General features: G+C 71.7%; 25 protein-coding genes. 12 read left to right on the forward strand and 13 right to left on the reverse strand.

The genetic code is table 11. From position 1 onward, the window contains the following. Positions 1 to 9: 9 nt before the first annotated feature. Positions 10 to 2,043, reverse strand: a complete 2,034-nt coding sequence (locus VK611_10445) for an ATP-dependent DNA helicase UvrD2 (protein HMG41741.1) — start codon at positions 2,041 to 2,043, stop codon at positions 10 to 12. 30 nt (positions 2,044 to 2,073) lie between these two features. Here VK611_10445 and VK611_10450 point away from each other — a divergent pair, with 30 nt between their 5' ends. Together VK611_10450 and VK611_10455 are read left to right on the forward strand one after the other, a co-directional pair. Further along, positions 2,074 to 2,427, forward strand: coding sequence for a metallopeptidase family protein (locus VK611_10450; GenBank protein HMG41742.1), 354 nt, complete (start codon positions 2,074 to 2,076; stop codon positions 2,425 to 2,427). 41 nt (positions 2,428 to 2,468) lie between these two features. Next, positions 2,469 to 3,122, forward strand: a complete 654-nt coding sequence (locus VK611_10455) for a PH domain-containing protein (GenBank protein HMG41743.1) — start codon at positions 2,469 to 2,471, stop codon at positions 3,120 to 3,122. A 65-nt stretch (positions 3,123 to 3,187) separates the two neighbouring features. Here the strand turns inward: VK611_10455 and VK611_10460 are convergent, their stop codons facing one another. The 3 genes from VK611_10460 to VK611_10470 form a co-directional block, all read right to left on the reverse strand. Further along, the gene (locus tag VK611_10460; protein HMG41744.1) at positions 3,188 to 4,429 is read right to left on the reverse strand and encodes a lipase family protein; all 1,242 of its coding nucleotides are present in this window, start codon (positions 4,427 to 4,429) and stop codon (positions 3,188 to 3,190) included. Between the two features lie 77 nt (positions 4,430 to 4,506). Then, positions 4,507 to 5,748 carry a DUF6801 domain-containing protein gene (locus VK611_10465; GenBank protein ID HMG41745.1) on the reverse strand — a complete coding sequence of 414 codons (1,242 nt, stop codon included), beginning with the start codon at positions 5,746 to 5,748 and terminating at the stop codon, positions 4,507 to 4,509. Positions 5,749 to 5,943: 195 nt separating this feature from the next. Then, positions 5,944 to 7,716 carry an ATP-binding protein gene (locus VK611_10470; protein ID HMG41746.1) on the reverse strand — a complete coding sequence of 591 codons (1,773 nt, stop codon included), beginning with the start codon at positions 7,714 to 7,716 and terminating at the stop codon, positions 5,944 to 5,946. Between the two features lie 125 nt (positions 7,717 to 7,841). Here VK611_10470 and VK611_10475 point away from each other — a divergent pair, with 125 nt between their 5' ends. Next, the gene (locus VK611_10475; protein HMG41747.1) at positions 7,842 to 8,483 is read left to right on the forward strand and encodes a TetR/AcrR family transcriptional regulator; all 642 of its coding nucleotides are present in this window, start codon (positions 7,842 to 7,844) and stop codon (positions 8,481 to 8,483) included. A 12-nt stretch (positions 8,484 to 8,495) separates the two neighbouring features. Here VK611_10475 and VK611_10480 read toward each other — a convergent pair whose 3' ends face one another. Further along, positions 8,496 to 9,509: a galactokinase family protein gene (locus tag VK611_10480; GenBank protein ID HMG41748.1), complete on the reverse strand. Its 1,014-nt coding sequence runs from the start codon at positions 9,507 to 9,509 to the stop codon at positions 8,496 to 8,498. Further along, positions 9,506 to 10,423 (reverse strand): TIGR03560 family F420-dependent LLM class oxidoreductase, encoded by a 918-nt coding sequence (locus VK611_10485; protein ID HMG41749.1) that lies wholly within the window; start codon positions 10,421 to 10,423, stop codon positions 9,506 to 9,508. Before VK611_10485 ends, VK611_10480 begins: the two co-directional genes overlap by 4 nt. A gap of 90 nt (positions 10,424 to 10,513) precedes the next feature. On the opposite strand from VK611_10485, the gene VK611_10490 reads away from it, so the two are divergent. From VK611_10490 to VK611_10505, 4 genes are read left to right on the forward strand one after another with little or no spacing between them, the layout of a single operon-like run. Beyond that, positions 10,514 to 11,410, forward strand: coding sequence for an alpha/beta hydrolase (locus VK611_10490; protein ID HMG41750.1), 897 nt, complete (start codon positions 10,514 to 10,516; stop codon positions 11,408 to 11,410). Between the two features lie 56 nt (positions 11,411 to 11,466). Next, a complete protein-coding gene (locus VK611_10495; protein HMG41751.1) occupies positions 11,467 to 12,609 on the forward strand; it encodes a CaiB/BaiF CoA-transferase family protein in 1,143 nt (380 codons plus the stop codon). 30 nt (positions 12,610 to 12,639) lie between these two features. Beyond that, positions 12,640 to 12,981: an antibiotic biosynthesis monooxygenase gene (locus VK611_10500; protein ID HMG41752.1), complete on the forward strand. Its 342-nt coding sequence runs from the start codon at positions 12,640 to 12,642 to the stop codon at positions 12,979 to 12,981. Then, entirely contained in the window at positions 12,978 to 13,349 is a 372-nt protein-coding gene (locus VK611_10505; protein HMG41753.1) for a hypothetical protein, read from the forward strand. Before VK611_10500 ends, VK611_10505 begins: the two co-directional genes overlap by 4 nt. Here the strand turns inward: VK611_10505 and VK611_10510 are convergent, their stop codons facing one another. The 5 genes from VK611_10510 to rpmB all read right to left on the reverse strand — a co-directional run bounded on the left by VK611_10510 (position 13,350) and on the right by rpmB (position 18,289). Beyond that, positions 13,350 to 13,586 (reverse strand): Lrp/AsnC ligand binding domain-containing protein, encoded by a 237-nt coding sequence (locus VK611_10510; GenBank protein HMG41754.1) that lies wholly within the window; start codon positions 13,584 to 13,586, stop codon positions 13,350 to 13,352. It lies immediately after the preceding gene. Between the two features lie 9 nt (positions 13,587 to 13,595). Continuing rightward, on the reverse strand, positions 13,596 to 15,701 hold the full coding sequence (locus VK611_10515; GenBank protein HMG41755.1) for a hypothetical protein: 2,106 nt from the start codon (positions 15,699 to 15,701) through the stop codon (positions 13,596 to 13,598). A 100-nt stretch (positions 15,702 to 15,801) separates the two neighbouring features. Beyond that, positions 15,802 to 17,610, reverse strand: coding sequence for a phosphoenolpyruvate carboxykinase (GTP) (locus tag VK611_10520; protein ID HMG41756.1), 1,809 nt, complete (start codon positions 17,608 to 17,610; stop codon positions 15,802 to 15,804). A 36-nt stretch (positions 17,611 to 17,646) separates the two neighbouring features. Next, positions 17,647 to 17,913 (reverse strand): hypothetical protein, encoded by a 267-nt coding sequence (locus VK611_10525; GenBank protein HMG41757.1) that lies wholly within the window; start codon positions 17,911 to 17,913, stop codon positions 17,647 to 17,649. A gap of 181 nt (positions 17,914 to 18,094) precedes the next feature. Then, on the reverse strand, positions 18,095 to 18,289 hold the full coding sequence (gene rpmB, locus VK611_10530; GenBank protein ID HMG41758.1) for a 50S ribosomal protein L28: 195 nt from the start codon (positions 18,287 to 18,289) through the stop codon (positions 18,095 to 18,097). A 196-nt stretch (positions 18,290 to 18,485) separates the two neighbouring features. On the opposite strand from rpmB, the gene VK611_10535 reads away from it, so the two are divergent. Both VK611_10535 and recG read left to right on the forward strand, forming a co-directional pair. Then, entirely contained in the window at positions 18,486 to 20,165 is a 1,680-nt protein-coding gene (locus tag VK611_10535) for a DAK2 domain-containing protein (GenBank protein ID HMG41759.1), read from the forward strand. Positions 20,166 to 20,175: 10 nt separating this feature from the next. Further along, the gene (gene recG, locus VK611_10540) at positions 20,176 to 22,305 is read left to right on the forward strand and encodes an ATP-dependent DNA helicase RecG (protein ID HMG41760.1); all 2,130 of its coding nucleotides are present in this window, start codon (positions 20,176 to 20,178) and stop codon (positions 22,303 to 22,305) included. A 63-nt stretch (positions 22,306 to 22,368) separates the two neighbouring features. Here the strand turns inward: recG and VK611_10545 are convergent, their stop codons facing one another. Next, positions 22,369 to 22,560, reverse strand: a complete 192-nt coding sequence (locus VK611_10545; GenBank protein HMG41761.1) for a hypothetical protein — start codon at positions 22,558 to 22,560, stop codon at positions 22,369 to 22,371. Between the two features lie 114 nt (positions 22,561 to 22,674). Between VK611_10545 and VK611_10550 the strand changes: the two genes are divergently transcribed. Then, the gene (locus VK611_10550; protein HMG41762.1) at positions 22,675 to 23,523 is read left to right on the forward strand and encodes an NAD(P)H-binding protein; all 849 of its coding nucleotides are present in this window, start codon (positions 22,675 to 22,677) and stop codon (positions 23,521 to 23,523) included. 20 nt (positions 23,524 to 23,543) lie between these two features. Here VK611_10550 and VK611_10555 read toward each other — a convergent pair whose 3' ends face one another. After that, positions 23,544 to 25,061 (reverse strand): carotenoid oxygenase family protein, encoded by a 1,518-nt coding sequence (locus VK611_10555; protein HMG41763.1) that lies wholly within the window; start codon positions 25,059 to 25,061, stop codon positions 23,544 to 23,546. A 42-nt stretch (positions 25,062 to 25,103) separates the two neighbouring features. Between VK611_10555 and rsmD the strand changes: the two genes are divergently transcribed. After that, the gene (gene rsmD / locus VK611_10560) at positions 25,104 to 25,643 is read left to right on the forward strand and encodes a 16S rRNA (guanine(966)-N(2))-methyltransferase RsmD (protein ID HMG41764.1); all 540 of its coding nucleotides are present in this window, start codon (positions 25,104 to 25,106) and stop codon (positions 25,641 to 25,643) included. A gap of 10 nt (positions 25,644 to 25,653) precedes the next feature. After that, the gene (gene coaD / locus VK611_10565; protein HMG41765.1) at positions 25,654 to 26,130 is read left to right on the forward strand and encodes a pantetheine-phosphate adenylyltransferase; all 477 of its coding nucleotides are present in this window, start codon (positions 25,654 to 25,656) and stop codon (positions 26,128 to 26,130) included. The last annotated feature ends 7 nt before the right edge of the window (positions 26,131 to 26,137 follow it).

Raw genomic sequence — 26,137 nt, forward strand, 5'->3', positions numbered from 1 at the left:
CCGCCAGGGTCAAGCGGAACGAGAGTTCGCATGGTGCAGGGCGGCGAGCGCGGTCAGCAGGCCCTCGCCCACCCGGCTGGTGGCGAACATCCCGCCGACGCCCAGGACGGCCGCCAGCTCCTCCTGGTCGCCGGGCCGGGCGGCGGCGACGGCGGCGAGCACGTGGTCGTCCAGCACGGCGGTGGGGCTCACCCGGGCGGCACGGGCCGCCTCCTCGCGCCAGTCCTGGAGCGCGGTCAACACCGGGTCGGCCACGCGGCGGCGGTCCTGCAGCAGCGCCTTCTGCTCCGCCAGGTGCGTCCGCCAGTCGGGCTTCTGCGCCGTCTCGGGAGCCGCCGCACCGCTCGCCAGGTCGCCCACCCACGGGGACACCCGGCGATCGAGCACCTTGGCGTTGAACGTCCGCTGGCCCGCCCAGCTGCAGTGCAGCACGTCGACGGCCCGGGTCATGGCGACGTACAGCAGCCGTGCCTCCTCGGCCCGCTGAGCGGTGGTGCGGGCGTGGGTGATGGGCACGAACCCGTCCTCCAGACCGGCCAGGTGCACCACCGGCCACTCCAGGCCCTTGGCGGCGTGGAAGGTGGCGACGGTGACGGCGTCGCGGCGGGACTCACCCCCCTCGGACTGCAGGGTGGCGATCAGCCAGGTGAAGAACCCCGAGGCCGAGGCCATGGGGTCGAGGCGGAGGTGGTCTCGGGCGAGCTGGACGATGTCCACCTGCGTCGGGTCGACGTCGCCGCCGTCGTTGCCCGAGCCGGAGCCGGAGTCGGGGCCGACGCGGTGGTCGTCCACCATCGCCTCCAGGTCCGGCAGGCAGGCCACCAGGGGTCGAGCGTTCACCCGGAGGAAGTCGAGCGCGGTCTGCGTGGCGGGCTTCTTCAGGAGCGCGTCGCCGCCCCTCACCTGGTAGGGGATGCCGACGGCCCGGAGCCCCTCGGTGATCAGCGCGACCTGGGCGTGGGTGCGGACCAGCACCGCCTGGTCGGACCAGGCCGTGTGCGGCGCCCGGCTGTCGCGCAGCGCCCGGGCGACCCCCTTGGCCTCGTCGACGTCGTTGGGGTAGCGGACCAGCCGGGGCGCCGCTCCCTCGCCCTGGGTGGCGTGCACCGGGCGGCCGTCGAGCTTGGCCGCCCGCAGCACCGACGCCGCCGCGGCCAGGATCTGCGGCGTCGACCGGTAGTTGTGGCCCAGGGCGATCACCTCGGCCGACGCGTAGCGGCCCTGGAAGTCCTCCAGGAAGCCGGCGTCGGCGCCGTTCCAGCCGTAGATCGCCTGCTGCGGGTCGCCGACGACGGTGAGGTCGAGGTGGCTGCCCCTCCAGGCGTCGAGCAGCCGCAGCTGCAGCGGGTTGACGTCCTGGAACTCGTCGACGAACAGGTGCCGGAACCGCCAGCGCTGCGCCGCCGCGAACGTGGCGTCGCCGAGGAGGGCGTCGCCGCACAGCTTCAGCAGGTCGTCGAAGTCGACCAGGTTCTGCTCGTGCTTCAGCTCCTCGTAGCGGGCGTAGTGGCCCGCCACCTTCTCGGGCGTGGCGGGCGTGCGACGGCGGGCGGCCACGACGCCCTCGGCGTACTCTCCAGGGCCCAGCAGCCGGGCCTTGGCCCACTCGATCTCGCCCGCCAGCGCCACGGGGCTCAGCTCGCCGGTGCGACCCCGCAGCACCGGGCCCAGGAGCCGGGCCTTGCGGGTGAGCAGGTCGGGGGCGCGGCGGTTGTGGTCGCTCCAGTGGGAGCGCAGCTGGGCGTAGGCGATGGCGTGGAAGGTGCCGGCCGCCACGCCGTCGCGAAGGCCGAGCCGCCGCAGCCGGTCGCGCAGCTCGCCGGCCGCCTTGCGGGTGAAGGTGAGGGCGAGGACATGGCTGGCCTCGGCGTCCTCGGTGGCGATGCGCCAGGCGATCCGCCGGGTGAGCACCCGGGTCTTGCCCGACCCCGCCGGCGCCAGGATCGCCAGCGGGCGCGCCGGCGACACGACGGCCCGGCGCTGCGAGGCGTCGAGGTCGTACAGGAGGTCGTCGCCTGTGCCGCTCTCCACCATCTGCTCCATGACCCTACGTGGTCCCTAGAGTGCCGGGTCGTGATCGACGTGCCGGTGGACCGGTTCGAGGAGCTGGTGGCCGACGCCCTCGACGGCATCCCCGACGAGCTGGCCCGGCTCGTCGACAACGTGGTGGTCGTCGTGGAGGACGGGCCGGTCGACGGCACCCTGCTGGGCCGCTACGACGGCATCCCGCTGACCGATCGCGACGGCTGGTACGGCACCGGCGAGCTCGTGATGCCCGACCGGGTGACGATCTTCCGGCGGCCGATCTGCGCCATGGCCGACGACGAGGACGAGGTCGTCCGCCAGGTGGGCATCACGGTGGTGCACGAGCTGGCCCACCACTTCGGCATCGACGACGATCGCCTCGACGAGCTCGGCTGGGCCTGAGCGGGCCACACCACCGCTCCCACCAGCGTTATCCTCCGGCCGTGCCTTTCCCTCGCAAGCTCCTCAACGAGGGCGAAGACGTCGTGCTGGACCTGCATCCGCACTGGTGGTTCTTCGCCAAGGAACTGGTCGGTCTGCTCGGCGGCGTGGTGGTGGGCGTGCTCGTCGCTGTCTGGAACCCCGACGGCACGCCCGGCCAGGCGGCCGGGATCGTCACCGCGCTGGTCATCCTCGCGTTCCTGATCCTGTTCGCCTCCCGCTACGCCCAGTGGGTCACCACCAACTTCGTGGTCACCACCGACCGCCTCATCTACCGCCACGGGGTCCTCGCCAAGCACGGCATCGAGATCCCGCTGGAGCGGGTGAACACGGTGTTCTTCGGCCAGTCGATCTTCGAGCGCATCCTGCGCACCGGCGACCTCGTGATCGAGTCCGCCGGTGAGGGCGGGCGCCAGGCCTTCTCCAACGTGCGGCATCCGTCTGCGGTGCAGAACGAGATCTACAAGCAGATGGAGGAGAACGAGAACCGGAAGTTCGACCGCATCGGGCGTGAGGTCAAGGAGGGCGACGACACCGGTGGCGGCAGCGCGTCGATCCCCGAGCAGATCCGCCAGCTCGACGAGCTCCGCAAGCAGGGCGTGGTGTCGGAGGACGAGTTCAAGCAGAAGAAGCAACAGCTCCTCGACCGCATGTAGCCGCGGTTGCCGCCGTCGTACGAGCGGGCGCACCTGGTGTTCCGGGCGTGCCCGACGGGTGAACCTCAGCAGGTCGAGGTGGCGGGGGCGCCCGCGAGGCGGGACTCGACGAAGCGGTTGACGTCGTCGTTGGCCCGGTACACCAGGTTGACGTGGCGGATCAGCCCGGTCGCCCCACCGGTGTCGTACGTCCGCCACGTGTGCTGGACGCCGAGCGAGCAGTAGGCGTCGCGCAGCGCCTGGGCCTGGCCGAAGGCGACGAGCCCGTCCTGCTGCTCGTGGTACTGGAACACCGGCACGTCGATCGCCTGGCCGCCGAGCCCGTTCTCCACGATGTGCCCCAACAGCGCCGCGGTGAGCGGGCTGCTGACCGTGTGCCCGGCGATGGTCCCGCCGCCCAGCTCCAGGATCAGCTCCAGCACGCACACGTCGTCCTCCATCCGGGCGATGGCCGCCCGCCCGGCGTCGTTGAGGTGCGGTTCCAGGGAGACGTCCGCGTAGGCGTTGTCGATGCCCAGCAGCGTGTAGAGGAAGAACCCGAAGCCGTCCGCACCGTCGAGCGGGATCCCCACCTGGACGAGATCGGCCGGCACGCCGCCGCCCGCCACGCCGACGAGGTCGAGCTCGGGGGCGTAGGACGGGTGCTGCTGGCCGGCCCACATGGCCGCCCCGCCGCCCTGCGAGTAGCCCCGGAGCACGACCGGTGTGTCGGCCGCCAGCCCGGCCTCGGGCAAGCGCTGGGCCGCCCGGACGGCGTCGAGGAGCGCGTGCCCCATGGAGCGCCCGGTCATGTACGTGGTGGCGGGGTCCGGGTGGTAGCCCTCGTAGTCGGTGACGGCGACGGCGTAGCCCCGTTCGAGCATGTCGTCGACCGCCGGCTGCTCGTAGAACCCGCCGTCGGCGAGCATCAGCGAGGGGGCGCAGCGGAAGGCGGGGCCGTGGGTGCCGGGCCCGAAGCCGACGATCGGCGCCGTGGCGGGGTCGGCGTCCTTGGGCACGAGGATCGTCCCGGTCACGGCATTGGGCGCGCCGGCGACGTCGGTGGACAGGTACATGACCTGCCAGGCGTCGGCCAGGGCCCGGGTCGACCGGGGGCCGGCCGGCGACGGGCGGGAGCGCATGACGTCGCCGGGGGAGCCGGCGGGCAGCGGGGCGGGCGGGGTGAAGAAGGCGTCGTCGGGGGCCGCCTGCACCGGCCGGGCCGAGGCCGGGCGGGGGCCGGGACCGCCGACGGCCAGTCCGGCGGACGCGGCGACCAGCACCACGGCGACGGCGCTCCGCACCCACGGGCGAGTTCGATCGGACACGTTGAGACCTCCGTGGAAGGGAGCGGGCCCCCGCCTCGACGGCAGGGGCCCGGCTCCAGGGTGGGATGTGGCTGTGGTCAGTCCGTGGCGGTGAGGGCCAGGTCGATGGTGTTGTTGGGACCCGCCGTGAACAGGCTGATGAGGTCGCCCAGGAAGCCGCAGCTGCCGGCGGCCAGCCCGGGCAGCGTGTAGGTGCCCTCGAGGTTCCCGCCCGCCAGCGGGTCGAACAGCTCACCCGCCGGTGTGGCCAGGTCGACGACGGCCGGGGTCGTGGTCTGGCAGGTGGGGCCGCCGCCGATGGGCAGGTACCCGAAGGCCAGCACGTTCGTGAGCCGCACGAACATCTCCGACCGCGATGTCAGCCGTCCGTCGACCAGCGAGCCCGTGGTGGGCCCGGCCTGCACGAACTCGATGCTGGCCGTGACCGGGAGGATCCCGAGGATCGTGAAGCTGCCCGTGGTCGGGGCGAGCGTGAGCTCCGACGTGTGGGTGCCGGTGGCCAGGTCGAACTGGGCGACGATCCCGCCGGTGAGCGGCGTCGTGCCGTTGGCGGCCTGGATGAACGAGCTGCCGGTCAGGTCGAACGCGAACTCGAGCGGCTGCGGGACCGTCGTGGTGGTGGTCGAGGGCAGGGTCGTCGACGTGGTCGAGCCCGGCACCGACGTGGTGGTGGTCCCACTGCCTCCGGTGATCGTGAACGTGTGCAGGACCTGGTCCTGGCCCGGCGCCGCGGTGCAGTCGGCGTCGAACGTGCCGAGCCCGGTCGGGTTGCCGTTCGCGTCCCGGGGCGTCATGGTCAGCACCAGATCGCCGACGGTGATGGTGCCGGTGCCGGCGTTCTGGGCCGTGAACGTGAGCGACGGCGTCGCGCCGTCGGCGTTCACGGTGAAGGCGCCGGCGGTGGCGGGGATGGGTGCCTGCGGGATCGCCATGTCGACGACGAGCGGCAGGTCGAGGCTCGGCGCCGCCAGGTGGGCGTCGGCCTTGACCGTGCCCTCGAGCGTGGTGGCTCCGACGGTCCGGAGCCCGACCCGGGCCGCGTCGTTGACGGTCGAGATGGCGTCGATCTCGAACGCCCCCGTCGGCACGCCGGGCGTGACCTCGGTCGGGATGTCGGAGCTGATCTCGACGGACAGCGGCTGCGCCCCGATGAGCGGGAAGACGCAGCTGTAGTTCAAGGTCAGCGACGCCAGTGCGGCGGCGCCGACGTCGTCCTCGCTGGTGTCACCGCTGCCGGCGAGCGTCGTGCTGCTGCAGGCGCCGAGTCCGATGACGGTGACGATGGCGGCGGCGAGCGTGATCCGCCCGCGCCTTCTCATGACTTCCATGAGGATTCTCCCCCCGAAGATCTGCTTGTTGGGCTGGGTCAGCAACATACGCTTTTATTGACTCAAGATCAACAAGACGGGGGATCTCCGGCTCTGGTGGGTTGGTGCGGTCAGCAACGTGGGCGCGTCGAAACCAGGGGATCGGAGCGTCCGCTCCCCGCCGCCGTCGCTCAGTCGCTCAGTCGCTCAGTCGCTCGGATCGGGGACCAGGCGCAGCGTGGGGATGGCCGCCGGCGCCGGTGGCTCGTCGTCGGCCCGGCCGGACCCCAGCCGAGCCGTGATCACCGTGCCGCCACCGGGGTGGGACTCGACGATGAGCGCACCCCGCACGACAGCCGCGGACGCCCGCATCGTGGCGATCCCCGAGCCCTCCGGCACCGACACCGGATCGAACCCGACGCCGTCGTCGGTCACCTGCAGCCGCACCGCGTCCCCGTCGGCATCCATCACCACGTCGACCGACGTGGCCCGGCTGTGCCGGCGCACGTTGTGCAGGGCCTCCTGCACGATCTGCAGCACGACGGTCTCGGTCATCCAGTCGGGCGACAGGGTCTCGGCCACGTCGACGGTCAGCCGGGGCGCGGTGCGGTCGCCGTAGATGTCGGCCAGGTAGGCCCGGATCGGCACCCCCAGCCGCTCGCGCTCCGTGGGCTCGCCCTCCAGCGGCCGGATGGCGAGCACGAGCTCGTGGACCGACTGGGCCGTCCGGGCGAAGTCGCCCCCGACCCGGGCCGAGATCTCCGCCGCCAGCGAGGGGGACCCCCGCTCCCGCCCGTCGCTGCCGGCCATCACGCTGAACGACGTGTAGGCCGCCAGCGCCTGCTCGTAGAGCTGGTCGGCGAAGTGGCGGCGCTCGTGCTCCGCCCGCTCGAGCAGCTGGGCGACCAGGCGACGCCGCTGGTCGGATGCCTCCTCGACCTGCCGGTACAGCCGGCGGGTCTCGCCGCCCGCGGCGGTCTGGCGCAGGAGCGCCAGCAGGAGCAGCACCGACACGGCGGCCAGCGAGAAGGGCACGGTCCAGGGGTGCTCGTCGGCGACGGCGACCGTGCTCACCAGCAGCGCCACCAGCCCGATCAGCACGAAGAACGCTGCCATCCGGCCGCCGCGCACCTGGCTCTGCGGCGGGAGCTCGCCGAGGCCGGGCCGGATGATGAGAGGCACGTTGAGCGGTATGAGCAGGTACATGCTCATGCACACGGCATGGAGGGCGATCAGCGGAGGAGCCGGCAGTCCGAAGCCGGTCACGCCCTGGGCCGTCTGCAGCACGGCGTTGACGCCGCCGCTCAGGACCAGTGCGCAGATGCACGCCTCGAAGGTGCCGTGCCGCCGGCCGAGGCGCACCAGCAGCAACAGGCCGCAGTAGACGCCCCAGGTGACGAACGGCACGCTCGCGGCGGCCGACAGGGCGAACCACCGGGCCTCGGCGTCGGCGATCGCCGGCGCCGCCAGCACCACGAAGGGAGCGCCGAGGGCCACCGTCGCGGCGGCCGCCTCCATGACGTCGATCGACAGCCGGAGCCGGCCCGACCGCCGCCGCATCAGCACCAGGAGGCCGGCGCAGTGGAGCGCACCGCTCAGCGCCACGGCCGACATGCCCATCCAGGGGGCACCGCGCCGCCCCACCACCAGGCCCAGCAGGATGGCCACGCCGATGCCGAACACGGACACCAGGCCGGCGTAGAGCAGCGCGTAGGCCGTCCGGTCGTGGGCCGGCGCCCGGCGCACCTGGAGCCATCCGGCCACCAGGGCGGGCGCGGTGTAGGCGCCGCTGGCCATGTACACCCACACGAACAGGTAGCTGTCGGGCGTGTCGGCGAGGAAGGCGACCGCCGTGGTGAACGGCACGGAGACGCCGACCCACACGATCCCCAGCCGGCCGGCGACCGCTGGGAACATCCCGTCGGCCGGCCCCTCCCGGAGGAGCCGACGCCGTCCCCACTCGAACGCAGCGGACAACACCGTCGCGGCCCCCTCCCCAGACTGTTGACCGTGTGTCAGCTTAATGACTCGGAGCCGACTCGTCCGGTCGTCGTGGCGGTGGAAGGCGCCGACTTGTTGAAGTCTCTGTCAACTAAGGTGCGGATGTGACCGCCGCGAGCTCCGCAGACGCCCCGCCGCCTGCCAAGCGGGCGCGCATGCGGCCCGAGGACCGGCGGGCCGAGATCGTCGCCGGGGCCCGCGAGGTCTTCGCCTCCCGGGGCTACGTCGACACCGGCCTGGCCGAGGTGGCCGTCGCCGCCAACGTGTCGAAGGGCCTGCTCTACCACTACTTCCCGGGTGGGCGGGCGGAGCTGGTCGTCTGCGTGGCCGAGGAGCTGCTGGAGGAGCTCCTCCGGGAGCTGCGCCACGCGGCCCGGGTGCCCTTCTCGCCCCAGGCCCGGCTGACCCACCTGCTCAGCGCCATCTTCACCTTCTTCGACGAGAACCCCGACACCTACCGGCTGCTCTTCGGCGACCCCGCCTTCTCGCACGACCCGGCGTTCGCGTCCACCGCCACCTCGATCCGGGCCCAGATCGCCTCGGAGCTGGCCAAGCTGCTGGCGGGATCGTCGCTGCCGCCCGACGACGTGGTCGCCGCCAGCGTCGGGATCCTCGGCTTCGCCCTCGCCAACGTGGAGCTGTGCCTCGCCGGCCGCCTCGAACCGGAGCACGCCTGGAAGGTGACGTGCCTGTTCTGCGCGGCCCCGATCGGATCGCCGGAGTCCACGCGCCCCGACGAGGGCTAGGGACCAGGAGCTCTACGTGTGCCGTCGCAGGGTGGCGGGGCCGGTGGGGCGGCCGCGCCAGACGACCGGTACATCGAGGGCTGCCGAGGCGTCGCACAGGGCCACGACACAGCCGCCGAAGCCGGCGCCGGTGAGGCGGGAGCCGTAGACCCCGGGTGTCCCCCGCAGCTCCTGCACCAGGGCGTCCAGGGCCGGGGTCGACACCTCGTAGTCGTCACGCAGGCTGGCGTGGCTGGCCACCATCAGCGCACCGGCGTGCCGCAGGTCGCCCGACCCCAGAGCGGCGACCACGGCGTCGACCCGGGCGTTCTCGGTCGTGACGTGCCGGGCCCGGCGCCGCAGCACGGGGTCGGCCACCCGTTCGGCGTCCTGCGGCGTGGCGTCCCGCAGCGGCCCCAGCTCCGCCTCCACCCGCGCGCACTCCGCCACCCGCTCGCCGTACGCCGAGCCCACCAGCGTCCGCTCGGTCCCCGAGTCGGCCACCACCACCTCCACGCCGGCCGGCAGCGCCAGCGGCGTGACCGACAGCGACCGGCAGTCGAGCCGCAGCAGCGAGTCCTCGACGGCCGCCAACACGGTGAGCTGGTCCATGATCCCCGACGGCACCCCGGTCGCCCGGTGCTCCGCCCGCTGGCACAGCTGCGCCAGCGCCAACGGGTTGGCCACCGACGCGCCCAGCGCCAACGCCACGGCCACCTCCAGCGCCGCGCTCGACGACAGCCCCCGCCCGAGCGGCAGCGTGGAGTCGATCGTGCCCGACAGCCCGTCGTCCGGCCCCAGCTCGGCGACGACGCCCGCCACGTACCGGGCCCACGCCGGTTCGACGGCCCCGACGTCGGACACCACCAACGGCAGCTCGGCGACGCCCTCCATCGCCGAGGACCCCAGCATCACCCAGTCGCTGCCCCGGTCGCCCCGCACCTCGACGCCCAGCCCGATCGCCAACGGCAGGGCGAGACCGCCCGTGTAGTCCGTGTGGTCGCCGACCAGGTTGACCCGCCCCGGCGCCCAGGCCGTCACCGTCACCCGCGATAGGCCTCGACGGCCTCGGTGGCCAGGTCGAGCAGCCCCGGGTCCCACGGGGCGCGCAGGGCGAAGTTGACCTGGTCGGCCCCGGCGTCGACGTACTCGCCGATCCGGTCGACCAGCTCCTGCCCCCGCCCCACCAGGACCCCCGGCCGCACGAACTGGGCGAGCGCCCCGAACTGGGCCTGCAGCGACTCCTCGTCGGCGCAGATGCCCACGTTGATCGCACAGCGGATCGTCGCCGGGTCCCGACCCTCGGCCTCGCAGTGCGCGGCCAGGACCGAGCGCTTGCGGGCGAACTCCTCGGGCGGGATGAACGGCACGTTCCAGCCGTCGGCGTGGCGGGCCACGATCCGCAGCGTCCGCCGCTCGCCCCCGCCACCGATCCAGATGGGCAGCTCGGCCTGCAGCGGCCGCGGCTGCAGCCAGGCATCGGTGAACTGGAAGTGCTTCCCGGAGAAGTTGGTCACCTCGTTGCGCAGCAGGCTGCGGACGCACGCCGCCGACTCCTCCAGCAGGTCGAGCCGCTCGCCGGCCGACGGGAACGGGAACCCGTAGGCGGCGTACTCGGCCTGCGACCAGCCGCCGCCCAGCCCGATCTCGGCGCGGCCGCCCGACAGGTGGTCGATGGTGGCGATGGCCTTGGCCAGCACGCCCGGGTGCCGGTAGCCGGCGCTGTAGACGAGGCAGCCGCAGCGCACGTTCGACGTGGAGCAGGCGAGGGCGGCGTGCATCGCCACGGCCTCGTGGTTCTCGTAGCTCCCGGGCGTGCCGTCGAACGTCGACGCCGCGTAGAAGTGGTCCCAGACCGACACCCAGTCGAACCCCGACGTGTCCGCCTGCTGCCAGATCGCCTGCAACTCGGCGACCGACGTGTTCTGCAACCCCGCATGGATGCCGAATCTCGGTGACATGGCGCACACGTTAAGCCGGACCTCCTCACTACCCGCCCGGCAACTTGCACTTGCGACAGCAACTGCCACCCGAACACGATGTCGTCCCATATGAGCGCGACGGACACGTACGCCGACGTAGGTGACGGCATCACCCTCTGCTACGACACGTTCGGCGATCCGTCGAACCCGACGCTCCTGCTGGTCATGGGGCTGGGCGCCCAGATGGTCTCCTGGGAGCCCGGGTTCTGCGAGCAGCTCGCCGGCCACGGCTTCCACGTCGTGCGCTTCGACAACCGCGACGCCGGCCTGTCGACCTACATACCCCAGGCGGTCGAGGTGTTCGACGTCATCCAGCGGATCGGCGCCGGCGAGACGCCGACGGTGCCGTACCTGCTCGCCGACATGGCCCGCGACACCGTCGGCCTGCTCGACCACCTCGGCGTCGGCCGGGCGCACGTCGTCGGGGCGTCGCTCGGCGGGATGATCGCCCAGACCGTCGCCATCGAGCACCCCGAGCGGGTGGCGTCGCTCACGTCGATCATGTCGACCACCGGCGATCCCGACGTCGGCCAGCCCACGCCCGAGGCCCTCGGCGTGCTGCTCACCCCGCCGCCGCAGACCCGCGAGCAGATGCAGGACCGCCGCGTCGCCTCCGCGCACGCCTTCGGCAGCACCGGCCTCTGGGACGAGCCGACCGTGCGTGCCCGGGCCGCCGAGGCGTGGGACCGCAAGCACGACGCCACCGGCGTGGCCCGCCAGCTCGTCGCCATCCTCGCCTCCGGCAGCCGCACCGAGCGGCTCCGCCACCTCGACATCCCGACCCTCGTCATCCACGGCACCATCGACAACCTGGTCGGGCCGTCGGGCGGCGAGCGCACCGCCGAGGTCGTCCCCGACGCCAAGCTGATGCTGGTGGAGGGCATGGGCCACGACCTGCCGCGGGTCCTGTGGCCCCGCCTCGTCGACGCCATCACCGCACACGCCGCGCAGCACCCGCCGCGCTGACACCACACCGACCCGAGGCCGTGCGACCACGGCCCGACGAAGGGGAACCGACGCACATGGGACCGCTCACCGGCTTGAAGGTCGTCGAGATCGCGGGCATCGGCCCGGGACCGTTCTGCGGGATGATGCTGGCCGACCTGGGCGCCGAGGTCGTCCGCGTCGACCGGGCGCAGAACGTGGACGGCGGCGACCCTGCCCTCCCGCCCGGCGACCTGCTCGCCCGCGGCCGTCGCTCCATCGGCGTCGACCTGAAGAGCCCCGAGGGGGTGGCCGTGGTGCTCGACCTGGTCGAGCAGGCCGACGTGCTCATCGAGGGCTTCCGGCCGGGCGTCGCCGAGCGGCTCGGCATCGGCCCGGACGACTGCCGGGCCCGCAACCCCCGCCTCGTCTACGGCCGCATGACCGGCTGGGGCCAGGACGGGCCCTACGCACCGACCGCCGGCCACGACATCAACTACATCGCCCTCGCCGGCGCCCTCGAGCCGATCGGCCGGGCCGGTGAGCCCCCGCTGCCGCCCATCAACCTCATCGGCGACTTCGGCGGCGGCGGCATGCTGCTCGCCTTCGGTGTGCTGGCCGGGGTCTTCGAGGCCCAGCGCTCGGGGGAGGGGCAGGTGATCGACGCGGCGATGGTCGACGGATCGGCCCTGCTCATGACCATGACCCACAGCTTCCGGGCCATGGGCATCTGGCAGGACGAGCGCGGCACCAACATGCTCGACACCGGCGCCCACTTCTACGACGTCTACGAGACCGCCGACGGCCTGTACCTGTCGGTCGGGTCGATCGAGCCGCAGTTCTACGACGCCCTGCTCGCCGGCTTCGGCCTCGACATCGGGGACCTGCCCCACCAGCACGACCGGTCGCAGTGGCCGGCGCTGAAGACCCAGTTCGCGGAGATCGTCAAGACGAAGACCCGCGACGAGTGGATGGCGATCTTCGAGGGCACCGACGCCTGCGTCGCCCCCGTGCTGAGCATCCCCGAGGCGCTGGAGCACCCCCACAACGTGCAGCGCCAGACGTTCGTCGAGGTCGCGGGCATCCCGCAGCCCGCTCCGGCCCCGCGCTTCGATCGCACGCCCGCCGCCATCTCGGCCCCGCCCCCGCACGCCGGCCAGCACACCGACGAGATCCTCGACGAGGCCGGCTTCGACGCCGACCGCATCGCCAAGCTCAAGGCCTCCGGCGCGATCGCGTAGCGTCGGGATCCCTCGAACTCAGGAGCACCCGTGAGTACACCCGTCGTCAAGATCAACGCCATCACCGTGCCCGAGGGCTCGGGCGACGAGCTGGGGCAGCGCTTCGCCGCCCGCGCCGGCGCGGTCGACGGACAGGACGGCTTCGAGGGCTTCGAGCTGCTCAAGCCCACCGACGATCGCAGCGTCTGGCTGGTGGTCACCCGCTGGCGTGACGAGGAGTCGTTCCAGGCCTGGGTGAACAGCCCGGCGTTCGGGCACGGCCACCAGGGCACCGACCGGCCGAACCCGCACACCGGCGGGCCGGTCACGGTCTCCAGCGAGCTGTGGTCCTACGAGGTGAGCACCGGCTCGGCCGGCAACGCAGCCGGGTGACCCTGCTCGGGATCCACGAGGGCTTCTCCTGGGTCGTCGTCCTCTCCAACGCCGCCGTCGGCCTGTGGGCCCTCGCGGCCCACTACCGGGAGGATCTCCGGAAGCCCGCCCTGTGGTGGGCGACCCTGGCGGCGGAGCTCACGGTCTTCGTCCAGGTGTTCCTGGGCGTGGGCGTGATGCGAGCCGACGACGTCGAGGTCGACGACCTCCACGCTCTCTACGGCTTCTCCGGGATCGTGGCCGTCGGGATCATCTACAGCTACCGCCAGCAGCTCGCGGAGAAGAAGTACCTGCTCTACGGGCTGGGGGGCCTGTTCATCATGGGCCTCGGCATCCGCAACATGTTCATCGGCGGCGCCCGCACCTAGCTAGAGGTGCACCACCGGGCAGGTGAGCGTGCGGGTGATGCCCTCGATCATCTGCACCCGGCTGACCACCATCTGACCGAGCTCGTCGACGCTCTCGGCCTCGGCTCGGGCGATCACGTCGTACGGGCCGGTCACGTCCTCCGCCGAGACGATCCCCTCGATGCCGCCCGTGGCCGTGGCGACCTGGGCGGCCTTGCCGACCTCGGTCTGGATGAGGATGTACGCGGTGACAGACATGGAACAGATTCAACCAGCTGCGGGCACCGCGACGAGGTGTTTTCTTCCCGTGAGGAAGGCCAGGCCGTAGGCGATCGCCACCAGCACCAGCAGCCCCCGGAACCCGGTGATCAGCGCGGTGTACTCCATCAGGCCGCCCACCATCGCCCCCAGGAGGTTGACGCCGAACGCCACCGTCGAGCTGGACGTGGCCTTGAAGCGTTGGGTGAACACCAGGTTGGCGGTGAAGATCGGGAAGAACGCCAACATCACGGCGGCCACGAACCGGGGCACGACGGCCAGCTCGAGCAGTGACGACGGCGGCACCACGAACGCCAGCGCCAACGCCGCCAGCAACACCCCGTACAGGAGCGCGGGCCGCCGGAACGTGACGCGGCGCGACACCGCCACGGCGACGAGAACGCTGAGCAGAACCCCCAGGAACACCAGGGAGTTCACGAACCACGTGGTGCCGAACAGGAGGGCGAACTGGGTGACGCTCTTGGTCTCCAGCAGCATGAACGCGACGCCCATGAAGAACAGGTCGGCGTACTGCACCGCCGAGGTCAGCTGACGGCCGACCCCCAGGATGGCGATGACGGCGACGACCGAGAGGCCCAGCATCGCCCCGCCGGCGAGCAGGTAGTCCGTCGGGATCGCCCGGTTGCGGAGGTAGGGGAAGGGCCGGTCGTCGCGCACCGGGTCGTCGCCGCTCGCACTCGCCCACACCTCCTCGTCGGGGCAGTCGAGCGCCGAGGCGTCGTCGGACGCGGTCAGCACGGCCAGGCTGAACACCGGCCAGCGGCTGACGCACGGCGGCTGGTCGAACACCGAGGCCATGGTGTTGGCGTAGCGGTCCACCAGCCAGTCCTGGCGGTAGTAGTTGTACATGGCGAAGCTGCCACCCGGCTTGAGGTGCTCCTTGGCGGCCTCCAGGGCCTCGACCGTGAACAGGTAGCTCTCCAGGCGGATCGCCGACTGGCCCTGCACCAGCGCCAGCGAGTCGGGCAGCGCCAGCAGGATGCGGTCCCACTTCTTGTCGGCGCGCTCGAGGAAGGCCCGGCCGTCGTCGATGTGCACGTCGACCCGGGGGTCGGCGTAGGGCTCGTCGGGGTGGCCGGTCTTGGCCAGGTCCATCAGCCGCTGGTCGATCTCGACGGCGTCGATGTGCTCGGCGTCGCGCTCCAGCGCCACCGCCACGTCGTTGCCGGAGCCGGCGCCGATGACCAGCACGTCACCGCCGTCGGGGCGGGTGGTGCGCTGGTAGACGGTCTCGTAGAGGGGGCTGCCGTCGGAGGGGATCTGCTCCCAGTGGGGGCTCTGGTTGACCTTCGTGCCGATGCCGCCGGCGTCGTTGATGTGGTGGGTGATCCGGTAGTACGGCGACCAGATCACGTCGTCGTCGCCGGCCTCGACCACCAGCGGGACCACCAGCAGCAGGCCGCCCACCCCGGCGAGCACCAGGGGGACGAACGCCCGCCGCGCCACGTCGATGCGCAGCGGCAGGGTCAGCCCCAGCACCAGCAGGATGATCAGGCCCCACACCAGCGGCCGCGCACCCAGGAACGAGAGGGCGCTGAAGGCGGCGATGCCGGCGACGCTGCCGAGCAGGTCGAGCCGGTAGGCCTCCAGTGGCTCGAAGCGGCCGAACGTGCGGGCCACGCCGTCGCCGATGGCCGCCATCACCAGCGCCACCGCCACGAACAGGACCACCAGCACGATCCAGCGGGGGAACGGGCTCTCCGGCTCGATGGTCTCGAAGAAGATCACCTCGCGGGTGGTCCACTTCAGTGGCACCTCGAACACGTACACGAACGCCACCAGGGCGCCCAGCAGCACGGGGACGTAGGGGAACAGCGACCGCGGCGACCGGCCCACCCACAGGAACCCCAACCCGAACCCGAGGAAGCTGCCCAGCAGCACGAAGTTCGAGTAGTAGGACATGTAGACGACGTTCGCCCCGAGCCAGCGGATCAGCGCCAGCTCCACGAACAGCATCAGGAACGTCAGCGAGAACAGCCGCAGCCGCGGCGACAGGACGCCCCCGAGGGGCGCCGGCTCGTCTCCGCCGTCGGAGATCGGGCCGTCTTCTGTTGTCCCGGCTGCCGGCTCGGCAACACCCGTATCGATCGACACGCTCGTCCGTTTCCCCCAGCTGAGATGGTCGGCCCACATTAGTTCCGACGCGATCGGGGACGCCCGGAAGGGGCGTCCCCGGATCGACGTCGGTCGTCGGTCAGGTTTCGCTGAGGCGCTTCTCCAGCGTCTCCAGCTGCTCCTTCAGGGTGGTGGGCACCCGTTCGCCCAGCCCCCGGTAGTGCTCGTCGAGCTGCGGCAGCTCGGCGCGCCACGAGTCGTTGTCGACCCGCAACAGCTGCTCGAGGACGTCCGGTGCCAGGTCGAGGCCGCCGGTGTCGACGGCAGCGGCGGTGGGGACCCGGCCGATCGGCGTGTCGACCGCCGCGGCCGAGCCGTCGAGCCGCTCGACCACCCACTTCAGCACCCGGCTGTTGTCGCCGAAGCCCGGCCACAGGAACGAGCCGTCCTCGCCGCGCCGGAACCAGTTGACCCAGAACAGCCGGGGCAGCTTGTCGGCCTCGGTGGCGTCGCCGATCTCCAGCCAGTGGGCGAAGTAGTCGCCCATGTTGTAGCCACAGAACGGCAGCATCGCGAACGGGTCGAAGCGCAGCTTGCCCACCGCACCCGCCTGGGCGGCGGTGGTCTCGGAGCTCATGATCGACCCCAGGAACACGCCGTGGTCCCAGTCGAACGACTCGGTCACCAGCGGCACGTTGGTGGCGCGGCGCCCGCCGAAGAGGATCGCCGAGATGGGCACGCCCAACGGGTCCTCCCACTCGGGGGCGATCGACGGGCACTGCGCGGCCGGGGCGGTGAACCGGGCGTTCGGGTGGGCTGCCGGGGCGTCGGACGCGGGCGTCCAGTCGTCGCCCCGCCAGTCGACCAGGTGGGCCGGCGGCTCCGACATCCCCTCCCACCACACGTCGCCCTCGTCGGTCTTGGCGACGTTGGTGAAGATGGAGTTGCCCGAGAGGGTGGCGATGGCGTTCGGGTTGGTGTCGTCGCCGGTGCCGGGGGCCACGCCGAAGAACCCGGCCTCCGGGTTGATGGCGTAGAGGCGGCCGTCGTCGCCGAACTTCATCCAGGCGATGTCGTCACCGATGGTCTCGACCTTCCACCCCGGGATGGTCGGGATCATCATGGCCATGTTGGTCTTGCCGCAGGCCGACGGGAAGGCCGCCGCGATGTAGCGCTTCTCGCCCCCCGGCGGCGTGATGCCGAGGATGAGCATGTGCTCGGCCATCCAGCCGTCGTCGCGCGCCATGGTCGAGGCGATGCGCAGGGCGAAGCACTTCTTGCCGAGCAGCGCGTTGCCGCCGTAGCCCGAGCCGTACGACCAGATCTCCCGGGTCTCGGGGAAGTGGACGATGTACTTGTTCTCGGAATCACAAGGCCAGGGAAGGTCGTCACGCGGTGTTCCTTCGGCATCCGCCAGCGGGTAGCCGATGGAGTGCAGGCACGGGACGAACTCGCCGTCGTCGCCCAGCACGTCGAGCGGCCCCTGACCCATGCGGGTCATGATCCGCATGTTCACCGCGACGTACGACGAATCGGTGAGCTGCACACCGATGTGGGCGATGCGCGAGCCCATCGGCCCCATCGAGAACGGCACCACGTACATGGTGCGACCCCGCATGGCGCCGGTGTAGTGCTCCAGCAGCTCCGCCCGCATCTCGGCGGGAGCCTTCCAGTTGTTGGTCGGGCCGGCGTCGGCCTCGTCCTCGGAGCAGATGAAGGTGCGGTCCTCGACGCGGGCCACGTCACCCGGGTCGGAGAGCGCCAGGAAGCTGTTCGGGCGGAGCGTCCCGTCGAGACGCTCGAACGTGCCGGCGTCCACGAGGCGCTCGGTGAGTCGGTCCCACTCGTCCTGGGAGCCGTCACACCATTCGACGTGGTCCGGTTGGAAGATGCCTGCCCAGTGCTCGACCCAGTCCTTCAGCTTCTGATTGGTGGTGGTTGAAGCCAAATGATCCTCCTGGCGGCGATGTCCCCGCAGTGGTGGTTACGCGGTGGTGGCTGGGCCGTCGTCGAGGCCTTCAATCGGGCCGGGCTCAGGATCGAAGCCCGGCGTGCCCATGTCCACCTCCGACCCCAGACGCAGGTGCGTGGCTCGACCCTCGCCGTTGAGGTCGAAGATCACGCGCTGCCCAGGGCGCAGGAGCCGAAAGACCGTGCCGACCAACGCATCTGCCGCAAGATCGACCTCACCGAGGTCGGTATCGCGCACGACGATCCCGTCTCGGGTACCCGGGTCGTACGACTTGATCACACCTTGCAACGGAGGCCGCTCCTCGTTTCGGACTGCCCGCAATGGGTGCTTCCACCGTACGGATCGCAGGTTCCGCTGGGCAAAGCGAGCACGAAACATCACCAGGTGTGGCCGGACGCGACGAGGGACCGGCGCTCTGGGCGTCCGGTCCCCGTGTGAGATCTCGTGATGCGTGTGGGGGCTAGTGGACCAGCTTCTGCACCTTGCCGGCCTTGATGCAGCCGGTGCAGACGTGGACCCGCTTGGGCGCCCCGTTGACGAGGGCGCGCACACGCTGGATGTTCGGGTTCCAACGGCGCTTCGTGCGGCGATGGGAGTGGCTCACCGACATGCCCCAGGAGGGGTGCTTGCCGCAAACCTGGCAGACGGCTGCCATGACTGTTGACCTCGTGCTCGGGCGACTACGACCGAACAACTGTACTCAGCGGGCAGGTACGGGAACAACCAGGGATGGGTAGGTCGCAGGGGTGACGCGTCATCGGGCGTTGGGTCAGCCGTCACCCCACCGACCACCCCGCCGCCGCCCCCAGCGGCGAACGGCTTCGCCTTCGCTGTCACATACCATCGCACCCGTGAGCACCCTCGACCACCTGGGTGCGGCAGAGCTGCGCGGAGTGATCGAGGCGTACCGCGACGCTTTGGCCGCCCATCGCGAGCCGATCAACCGCCTGAACGTCTACCCGGTGCCCGACGGCGACACGGGCACCAACATGTCGCTCACGCTGAGGTCGGTCGGCGACGAGGTGGAGGGCGTCGGCGATCCCGACGACCTGGGCGCGGTGTGCAAGGCGATCAGCCACGGCTCGCTGATGGGGGCCCGGGGCAACTCGGGCGTGATCCTGTCGCAGGTGCTGCGGGGGTTCGTCGGCGTGGTCGCCGAGGTGGGTCGACTCGACGGTCCCGTCCTGGCCCAGGCGCTGCGGGCCGCGTCCGACGCCGCCTACCAGGCGGTCATGCGGCCGGTGGAGGGGACGATCCTCACGGTGGTGCGCACCTCGGCGGAGGCCGCGGAGGCCGAGCTGGCCGGCTCCGGCGCCGACGTCGACCTGGCGACCCTGCTGACCGCCATCCGTGAGGCCGCGGCGCTGGCGCTGGAGAAGACACCCGAGCAGCTCCCCGTGCTCGCCGAGGCGGGCGTGGTCGACGCCGGCGGCACCGGCTACCTCCTGTTCCTCGACTCCCTCCTGCACGTGGTCGACGGGCGCGACATCCCGGCACCGGCCGTGGGGGAGGGCACCGTCCGCCCCGACGCATCGCTCGTCGAGCACACCGCCGACGACCACGCCGCCCACGACGGCGTCGGCGACCTGCGCTACGAGGTCATGTACTTCCTGGAGGCGCCCGACGCCCTGATCCCGGCGTTCAAGGACGTCTGGGCAGGGATCGGCGACTCGATCGTGGTGGTCGGCGGCGACGGCATCTGGAACTGCCACATCCACACCGACGACATCGGCGCCGCCATCGAGGCCGCCATCGATGCCGGGCGCCCCCGCCAGATCCGGGTGACCGATCTGATGGAAGAGGTCGAGGAGGAGCGCTGGGTGCGCGACGCCACCAGCGCGGATGCCGGCGAGCTGGAGATCGTGCGCGACCCGGTCACCACCGCGGTCGTCGCCGTCGCCGCCGGGCAGGGCGTCAAACGGATCTTCCACAGCCTCGGCGCCCAGGCCATCGTGGCCGGCGGCCAGTCGATGAACCCGTCGACCGCCGAGCTGCTCGACATGGTGCAGGGCGTCAACGCCGACCAGGTGGTGATCCTGCCCAACAACAAGAACATCATCCCGGTGGCCGAGCAGGTCGACGCCCTCACCGACAAGACCGTGCGCGTCGTGCCCACCCGGGGCATCGCCGAGGGGTTCGCGGCGCTGATCGGCTACGACCCCGAGGCGCCGGTCGAGGACAACGCCAAGGAGATGACCGACCTCGCCGCCAGCGTGGTGGCGGGGGAGGTGACGCAGGCGGTGCGCGACTCCACCTGCGACGTCGGACCGATCACCAAGGGCGACTTCCTCGGCATCGCCCGCGACGGCATCCGGGCCGTGTCGCCCACCGTCGCCGAGGCGGCCGTCACCCTGCTGGAGGTGCTGGTGGCCGACGGGCACGAGATCGTCACGATCATCGAGGGCGAGGGGGCGTCGGCCGCCGACACCCGCCGCATCACCGAGTGGCTCGGCGAGCACCGCCCGGGCGTCGAGCAGGAGGTGCACCACGGCGGCCAGCCGCTGTACCCGTACCTCTTCGGCGTCGAGTAGCCGATCCGTCGTGGCGCGACAACTTGCCCAGCTGGCCGGCATCAAGCCCACCGAGCTCAAGGGCATCAGCGACGACAAGGCGAGCTCCCTGGAGGAGCAGTTCGAGATCCGCAGCGTCCTCGACCTGCTCACGCACTACCCGCGCCGCTGGATCGACCGCACGCACCAGGCGCACATCCGCGACCTGCAGGTCGGCGAGCAGGCGATGGTCCTCGGCGAGGTCAAGCGCGTCGACAGCCGCCGCACCCGCGGTCGCCCACCCAAGATCATGGTCACCGCGGATGTCACCGACGGCACCGGCGGCCTGCGGATCACCTTCTTCAACCAGGGGTGGCGGGCGAAGCAGCTGAGCGCCGGCACCGAGGCCATCTTCTTCGGCAAGGTCGACACCTACCAGGGCAAGAAGCAGATGACGAACCCGGTGGTCGACCTGGTGGGCAACCGCACCGGTCGGATCGTCCCCGTGTACGCCCAGTCCGACAAGGCCCGCATCTACACCTGGGACCTGGCCCGCTGGATCGAGGAGGCGCTGGTGCGCGCCGGCGACTTCGTCGACCCCGTGCCCGACTGGGTGCTCGACCGCTTCGACATGATCGACCGCACCGCGGCGTTCCACGGCATCCACGCCCCGGCGTCGATCCAGGAGAAGGACGAGGCCCGGCGACGCCTGGTGCTCGACGAGCTGCTGCGGGTGCAGCTCGCCCTGGTCGAGCGCAAGCGGCACCTGGAGCGGACCACGCCGGGCATCGCCCACGCCGCGCCAGGCGAGCTGGTAGCGCAGTTCTGGGAGCGGCTGCCGTTCGAGCGGACCCCCGACCAGGTTGCGGCCGTCGACGAGATCGCCGCCGACCTGTCGAAGCCCTTCCCCATGCACCGCCTGCTGCAGGGCGACGTGGGCAGCGGCAAGACGATCGTGGGCGTCGCCGCGCTGCTCGTCGCCGTGGAGGGCGGGCACCAGGGGGCGTTCATGGCGCCCACCGAGGTGCTGGCCGAGCAGCACGCCGCCGGCATCCGGGCGCTGGTCGACGGCATGGAGGTGGGCGACTCGGGCGCCACCCTGTTCGGCGCCCGGCCGCTGCGGGTGGAGCTGCTCACCAACCGGGTGGCCGCGGCCGACCGTCGCCGCATCCTCGCCGACCTGGCCGCCGGGCAGGTCGACCTCGTCATCGGCACCCATGCCCTGATCCAGGACGCCGTCGAGTTCGCGTCGCTGGGCGTCGTGGTGATCGACGAGCAGCACCGCTTCGGCGTGGAGCAGCGGGCCGCCCTGCGCGACAAGTCCGGCGGCGAGGCCGTGCCCGACGTGCTGGTCATGACCGCCACGCCCATCCCGCGCACCGCGGCGATGACCGTCTACGGCGACCTCGACGTGACGGTCATCAAGTCGCGGCCCGCCGGCCGGCAGCCGATCAGCACGTCGTGGGCCCGCACCGAGGGCGACGAGGCGGAGGTGTGGGCCGCGGTGCGGCGCGAGGTCGACGCCGGGCGCCAGGCCTACGTCGTGTGCCCGGTGATCGAGGAGTCCGAGAAGCTGGAGGCCCGCTCGGCGGAGGACACCTACGCCCGGCTGGCGGCCGACGAGCTGCAGGGCCTGCGCCTGGGCCTCCTGCACGGCCGCCTCAACCCGGCGGAGAAGGACGCCACCATGCAGCGGTTCCGGGAGGGGCAGCTCGACGTGCTGGTGGCGACCACGGTGATCGAGGTGGGCGTCGACGTCCCCAACGCCACGGTGATGGTGATCCTCGACGCCGACCGCTTCGGCATCGCCCAGCTCCACCAGCTGCGGGGCCGGGTCGGCCGGGGGAGCGACCGGTCGTGGTGCTACCTGGTGAGCGAGTCCGACACGCCCGAGGCCGAGATCCGGCTGGGGGCCCTGGTGAAGAGCACCGACGGGTTCGAGCTGGCCGAGGTCGACCTCGAGCTGCGGGGCGAGGGCACGATCATGGGGGAGCGGCAGAAGGGCCGCAACGACCTCAAGCTGGCGTCGCTGCGGAAGGACGCCGAGTGGGTGGCGCACGCCCGGGAGGTCGCCTTCGAGATCATCGACGGCACCGGTGGTCTGGGCGCCCATCCCGAGCTGGTCGCCGAGCTGGCCCTCTTCCTCGACGACGACGAGCGCGACTTCCTCCTGAAGGGGTGAAGTCCCTCGTCTTTGAAGGGAAACGACCCCATTGAGGTCGTTTCCCTTCAAAGACACCCCTGGCTACCAGTCCTCGTCGTCGGTGGGGTCCTCGCCGTCCTCGCCCGGGAGGACGATGTCCCAGCGGTCGTTGCAGGCCGAGCAGCGGTAGACCACCACGTCGCCCGGCTGCCACTGCCCGTCCTCCGGGGGGTGCGTCAGCAGGTGGGCTGTCTCGCCGCAGTCGACGCAGGTGATGGTGGGGTCGGGCTCCATGCCGCCGACGCTATGCCGAGCGAGGCTGAGCACTGACCGCCGGACCCTCTTTACCGGAACCTCACTCCCACTTATGGTGGCCGCGCGGGCACTCACAGTCGTTCAGGAGCCACCATGCCGCCCACCGTCCTCGTCCTCGGCGCCACCGGGAAGACCGGCCGCCGTCTCGTCCCCCGGCTCGTCGACCGGGGCGCGACCGTCCGGTCCGCCACCCGCCGGCCCGCTCGCGAGGGCGACGTGCTGTTCGACTGGCACCGGCCCCAGACGCACCGCCCCGCCCTGGCCGGCGCCGACGCGGTGTTCCTGGTCGGCCCCGAGCTGGTGGAGGACCACTCGCCGCTGGCCGGCCCCTTCCTCGAGCTGGCCGTCGACGCCGGTGCATCCCGGGTCGTGGCGCTGTCGGCCCTCGGCGTCGAGCTCGACGTGGGCGGCCCCGAGCCCGGCCACCGCAAGGTGGAGCGCCAGGTGATGGCCACCGGGTTGGAGTGGACCACCCTGCGGCCCTCCGCCATCGCCCAGAACCTCTCCGAGGGCTTCCAGCTGCCGGGGATCCTCCACCACGACGCCGTGGTCGCCCCGACCGGCGAGGGCGCGGTCGGGTTCGTCGACGCCGACGACATCGCCGCGGTGGCCGCCGCGGCGCTCACCGAGGACGGCCACGCCAAGGCCGAGTACCGGCTCACCGGCCCCGAGGCGCTCACCTACGCCGAGGTCGCGGCGACGATCTCGGCGGCAGCCGGGCGACCGGTCGCGCACCACGACATCGCTCCCGACGCCCTGGCCGATGCGCTGCGCGCCGACGGCGTGCCCGACGACTACGCCGCGATGCTGCTCGGCCACCTGGCGGCGATCCGCCGCGGTGAGGGCGCCACCGTCACCGACCACGTGGAGCAGGTCACCGGCCGCCCGGCCACGTCGTTCGCCGACTTCGCCGCCCGGGCCGCGCCGGCCTGGAGGCGCTAGGGACCAGCCCCTGGGAGGCGCTAGACCGCCTGGGCGCCGTCGGGCACCCACAGGCCGTGGAAGCCGTAGGGCACCCGCACCGGCAGGTGGACGCGGGCGACCGGGCCGTCGCCGATCGCCGACGCGTCGAAGATCCCCAGCGACGAGCGGTCGGTCGTGCGGTCGTAGAGGAAGCTGAGCACCCAGCCCTCGTCCTCGCCCGCCGAATCGCTGTCGGGTACGAAGAACCCCTCGCCGGCCCGCTCCATCTCGCCGGGCTCCCAGCGGTCGTGCGTCCCGGTCTGGAGATCGACGTGGTCGAGCCCCGCGAACTCGAAGCCGTAGGGCCCCTTGCCGTCGACGGTGGTGCACCAGCCGTGGCGCACCGGCCGCCCCAGCCGGCGCCGGTCGATGGTGGGCATGTCCATGTACACGTCGCTCACCTGCGTCTCCCGGAGGCGCAGGTCGGGGCCGGACGTGTCGATCCGCCACTCCGTCAGGAACGACGGCAGCAGGTCGCCCTCCGGCCCGAACGCCGAGGTCTGCTTGTGCACCCGCACCACAACCTCGTCGCCCTCCCGGTGGGCGTTGAGGCCGTGGAACACCATGAACGGGTCGACGTCGACCCAACGGATCTCCGACGCCGGCCCGCCCAGCGGCATGATGCCCACCTGCGACGGCCCCTCGGCGTCCCACTCGAAGGGGAACCCGGTGGCCAGCAGCTCGGGGGTGAGCCGGAACATCACCGGCGCCTGCCAGAAGATCACGTCGCGGTCGGTGATCGCGAAGTCGTGGATCATCGTGGCGGCCGGGATGTCGACGGGCTCGCTGTGCACCAGGCGACCGTCGGGCTCCACCACGTGGTACGACAGGAACGGGTCGGCGAACCAGTAGCCGAAGAAGTGCATGCGACCGGTGTCCGGGTCGATCTTCGGGTGGGCGGTCATCCAGGTCCGGAGCTTCCCGGCGAAGTCGTAGGGCCCGACGGTCGACAGGTCGTCGACGGACAGCTCGTACGGCCAGCCCACCTCGCCCGTGGTCAGCAGCTTGCCGGCGTGGTAGGCGATGGCGACGTTCGACTGGTTGACGTCGCCGCCGGGGGTCACGTAGTCGCCGAGGATCTTGCCCTCCCGGTGGGGGGTGGTCTGCACGTAGCGGCTGCGGTACCAGGCCGCCCTGCCCTGCTCGATGCGCAGCCCGTGGATCATCCCGTCGCCCAGGAACCAGAAGGGCGCGGTCCTGGTCGGCGGGTTCGACCCGTTGCGGAGGTACACCCCGGTGAGGCTCGACGGGATGGTGCCCGTCACCTCGAGCGACGTGTGGTCCGCCTCGTCCACCGACACGTAGTTGCCCTGCTCCCAGAACCGCCGGTCCGGGTCGTAGGGCTCGACGGAGTCGGCGGCCCGCGGTCGGGCGCGGTCGTCGTCGCTGCCGCCGCTGCTGCACGCCGCCAACCCGAGGGTGACCCCGGCGGCGCCCATGGCCCGGAGGAAGTCCCGCCTCTCGAGCACCATCTCCCGCAGCACCGGATGACGGATCGGTCGACGTCCAGCAGCCACAGCTCCCCCTCGCCTCGCTCCGTGCAAGGTACCGTCCCCGCGATGCGTGTGGTCGGCGGAGTCGCCCGTGGTCGGCGGTTGGTGGCCCCTCCCGGTGACACCACCCGGCCCACCATCGACCGGGTGCGGGAGGCGATCTTCAACGCCCTGTGGAGCCGCGGCCTGGTGGCCGACGCCCGGGTGCTCGACCTGTTCGCGGGCAGCGGGGCGAACGGCATCGAGGCCCTGTCACGGGGCGCCGCCCACGCCACCTTCGTCGACACCGACGCCAACGCCCGCAAGGCCATCGCCGAGAACCTCGCCACCACGGGCCTGGCCGACCGGGCCGACCTCGTGGCGGACCGCGCCGAGCGCTTCCTCCAGCGGAACCCGGGCCGGTACGACCTGGCGATCTGCGACCCGCCCTACGCGTTCGACGGCTGGGACGCCCTGCTCGCCGCGCTCCCCGCCGACTTCGTGGTGATGGAGACCGACGTCGAGCCGACCCTCCCCTCGGACTGGAAGGTGATCAGGTGCACCAGGTACGGCCGGACGTGGGTGACGTTCGGCGCGAGTCTCAACCGCGAGGGTGGTGGGGAGTAAGTTCGGCGACATGACGACCACGGTGCTGTATCCCGGATCGTTCGACCCCATCCACAACGGTCATCTGGAGATCATCGAGGTGGCGTCGCGCCTCTTCGACGAGGTGGTGGTGGCCGCCGTCCGCAACCCGCAGAAGGGCGAGGCCCTCTTCAGCCTGGACGAGCGCCGCGCGATGATCGAGGAGTCGACGGCGCACCTCGACAACGTCCGCATCACCTCGTTCTCCAGCCTCGTGGTCGACCTGGCCCGCGAGGTGGGGGCCGACTTCATCGTGAAGGGCCTGCGCGTGGTGTCCGACTTCGAGTCGGAGCTGATGCAGGCCCAGATGAACCATCAGGTGTCGGGTGTCGACACCCTGTTCATCCCGTCGGGCTCGTCGCACTCGTACGTGGCGTCGAAGTTCATCCGGGAGATCGCCCGGTTCGGTGGCGATGTCAGCTCGATGGTGCCGGCGGCGGTGTCGAAGCGACTCAGCGAGAAGTACTAGGACTGAC

It is taken from the genome of Acidimicrobiales bacterium (genome assembly GCA_035316325.1).
Classification (GTDB): Bacteria; Actinomycetota; Acidimicrobiia; order Acidimicrobiales; family VFJN01; genus DASXTK01.